5 protein-coding genes are annotated in these 2668 nt (G+C 71.0%); 4 read left to right on the top strand and 1 reads right to left on the bottom strand.

Annotated elements, in window-relative coordinates; translation table 11 throughout:
* Positions 1-196: 196 nt before the first annotated feature.
* Positions 197-511: a DUF1476 domain-containing protein gene (locus ACTS11_RS05785; RefSeq protein WP_442639387.1), complete on the bottom strand. Its 315-nt coding sequence runs from the start codon at positions 509-511 to the stop codon at positions 197-199.
* Between the two features lie 168 nt (positions 512-679).
* Between ACTS11_RS05785 and purC the strand changes: the two genes are divergently transcribed.
* From purC to ACTS11_RS05765, 4 genes are all read left to right on the top strand, one after another.
* The gene (gene purC / locus ACTS11_RS05780; protein WP_442639386.1) at positions 680-1441 is read left to right on the top strand and encodes a phosphoribosylaminoimidazolesuccinocarboxamide synthase; all 762 of its coding nucleotides are present in this window, start codon (positions 680-682) and stop codon (positions 1439-1441) included.
* Between the two features lie 49 nt (positions 1442-1490).
* Positions 1491-1721 carry a phosphoribosylformylglycinamidine synthase subunit PurS gene (gene purS / locus ACTS11_RS05775; RefSeq protein ID WP_442639385.1) on the top strand — a complete coding sequence of 77 codons (231 nt, stop codon included), beginning with the start codon at positions 1491-1493 and terminating at the stop codon, positions 1719-1721.
* Positions 1721-2080: a cupin domain-containing protein gene (locus ACTS11_RS05770; RefSeq protein WP_442639384.1), complete on the top strand. Its 360-nt coding sequence runs from the start codon at positions 1721-1723 to the stop codon at positions 2078-2080. Before purS ends, ACTS11_RS05770 begins: the two co-directional genes overlap by 1 nt.
* Positions 2077-2668 (top strand): alcohol dehydrogenase catalytic domain-containing protein (locus ACTS11_RS05765; protein ID WP_442639383.1); only part of this gene is annotated, 592 nt, incomplete at its 3' end. The genes ACTS11_RS05770 and ACTS11_RS05765, both read left to right, overlap by 4 nt.

The raw sequence follows: 2668 nt of genomic DNA, 5'->3' as shown, positions 1-2668 counted from the left end.
CTTCCGGATCTCGAGCCTGCCCGACGCCGCGGACCGGACCTGGCGCGGGTACCTCGGCAACCGGCCCGAGATCTACGCGCTCGATCCGAAGGGCCCGGAGGCGAAGGTGCGGCTCGTCGGCTGATCCGGCCGCGAACGGAAAAGGGCCGCGCCGGGGGACGGCGGCGGCCCTCCGCGGTATCGGGCGGTCGCGGCGTCAGTTCCCCTCGAGGAGCTGGCCCTTCGCGACGGCGAGCAGCTCGTCGTACTTCTTGCGCACCTCGGCCTCGCCGACGCGGCCGCCGAGGTCGCCCATGACCTTGCGCATCACGTCCTCGTGGCCAGCCTCCTCGAAATCGGCCAGCACGACGGACTTGGCGTAGGCCTCGGCCTCCGCGCCCTCCTTGCCGAGGATGTCCGCGACCCAGAGGCCCATCAGCTTGTTGCGCCGCGCCTCGGCCTTGAACTGCATCTCCTGGTCGTGGGCGAACTTGTTCTCGAAGGCGTTCTCGCGATCGTCGAAGGTGGTCATCGGGATCTCCGTCTCGAATGAAACTGTTAACACATTATTAGGATTTGCCCGCGGGCCGCCGCAAGGCGCGATCGACGGGGCTGCTTGCGACACAGCGCGCTTTGGCCTATAGCCTCGCGGCAACGGAAGGGTGCCCGACGCGCCCTCGTTCCTGTTTCCGGAGAACCCATGGCACGGCGCAAGAAGGTCTACGAGGGCAAGGCCAAGATCCTCTATGAAGGTCCCGAGCCGGGCACTCTGGTCCAGTATTTCAAGGACGACGCCACCGCCTTCAACGCCGAGAAGCGCGCCACGATCGAGGGCAAGGGCGTCCTGAACAACCGCCTGTCGGAGTTCTTCATGTCGGGGCTGAACGCCATCGGCGTGCCGACCCACTTCATCCGCCGCATCAACATGCGCGAGCAGCTGATCCGCGCCGTCGAGATCATCCCGCTCGAGGTCGTCGTGCGCAACGTCGCGGCGGGCTCGATCTCCAAGCGCCTCGGCATCGAGGAGGGCACGCCGCTGCCGCGCCCGATCGTCGAGTTCTACTACAAGGACGACAAGCTCGGCGACCCGATGGTGGCCGAGGAGCACATCCTCGCCTTCGGCTGGGCGACGCAGCAGGACCTCGACGACATGGTGTCGCTCGCGCTCCGGGTGAACGACTTCCTCTCGGGGCTGTTCCTCGGCGTCGGCATCCGGCTGGTGGACTTCAAGATCGAGATCGGGCGGATCTGGGACGGCGACTACATGCGCCTGATCGTGGCCGACGAGATCAGCCCCGATTCGTGCCGCCTCTGGGACATCGAGACCGGCAAGAAGCTCGACAAGGACGTGTTCCGCCGCGATCTCGGCAACCTCGCGGACGCCTATACGGAGGTCGCGCGCCGCCTCGGCGTCATGCCGCAGGGGCCGACGGGGGTGACCAAGCCCACTCTCATCAACTGAGGCGGGCGCGGGCTTTGCGTATTTGAGGAAAGATGAAGGGCGGGGCGCGATGAAGGCTGTCGTGACGGTGATGCTGAAGGACGGGGTGCTGGACCCGCAGGGGGAGGCGGTCAGGTCCGCGCTCGGCGCCATGGGCTTTTCGGGCGTCGAGGGCGTGCGGCAGGGCAAGGTGATCGAGCTCGACCTCGCCCCCGGCACCACCGAGGCCGAGGTCGCCGCGATGTGCGAGAAGCTGCTCGCCAACACCGTGATCGAGAGCTACCGGGTGGAGATGGGCTGATGCCCGCGCGGACCCTCGGTCGCGCCGATGCGCCGCATTACGCGTGGGGCGGGGGCTGCGACGGCTGGCACCTCTGCGCGGCGCCGGGCCTGTCGGTGATCGAGGAGCGGATGCCCCCCGGCAGCGCCGAGACGCGCCACCGCCACGGCACTGCGCGCCAGTTCTTCTACGTGCTCGACGGCGCGCTCGACATGGAGATCGAGGGCGAAATGCTGCGCCTGCGCCCCGGCGAGGCACTGGAGGTGCCGCCGGGCGCCGCGCACCAGGCGCGGAACGCGACCGGCGCCGACACCGGTTTCCTCGTCATCTCGGTCCCGCCCGCGCGGGGCGACCGACAGCCTGCGGAGGCCCGGCCATGAGGGCGGCCCGGCTCACGGGCTGGCGGCGGCCGCTCGAGATCGGAGAGGTGCCGGACCCGGCCTGCCCGCGCGACGGCGTGGTGCTGGAGGTGCTGGCCTGCGGGATCTGCCGCTCGGACTGGCACGCCTGGACGGGGGCGGACCCGGTGGCGCTGCCGCACACGCTCGGCCACGAGTTCTGCGGACGGGTCGTCGAGGCCGGGCCCGAGGTGCGCGGCTGGGCGCGGGGCGACCGGGTGATCGCGCCCTTCATCCTGGCCTGCGGGGCCTGCGGCGACTGCCGGGCGGGGAACCAGACGATCTGCGCCACGCAGGTCGTGCCGGGCTTCACCTGCGACGGCGCCTATGCGGAGCGGGTGGCGGTGGCCCATGCCGACGCCAACCTCACGCGCCTGCCCGAGGGGATGGACCCCGCGCTGGCCGCGGCGCTCGGCTGCCGGGTGACGACGGCCTGGCACGCGCTGACGGGGCGCGCGGCGCTGCGGCCCGGCGAGTGGCTCGGCGTCTGGGGCGGGGGCGGCGTGGGGCTCGCCGCGCTGATGCTCGGGCGCGCGATGGGGGCGCGGGTGGCGGTGGCCCACGTGGTGC

The organism is Roseicyclus sp. (assembly GCF_052168335.1).
Classification (GTDB): Bacteria; Pseudomonadota; Alphaproteobacteria; order Rhodobacterales; family Rhodobacteraceae; genus Roseibacterium.
Note: the sequence above shows the minus strand (reverse complement) of the source record. Positions and strands in the feature narration are given on the sequence as shown.

Coding starts and splice junctions, on each gene's coding strand:
- purS (WP_442639385.1), top strand. CDS start 1,491: ATGAAGGCTGTCGTGACGGTGATGCTGAAGGACGGGGTGCTGGACCCG.
- ACTS11_RS05785 (WP_442639387.1), bottom strand. CDS start 511: ATGACCACCTTCGACGATCGCGAGAACGCCTTCGAGAACAAGTTCGCC.
- purC (WP_442639386.1), top strand. CDS start 680: ATGGCACGGCGCAAGAAGGTCTACGAGGGCAAGGCCAAGATCCTCTAT.
- ACTS11_RS05770 (WP_442639384.1), top strand. CDS start 1,721: ATGCCCGCGCGGACCCTCGGTCGCGCCGATGCGCCGCATTACGCGTGG.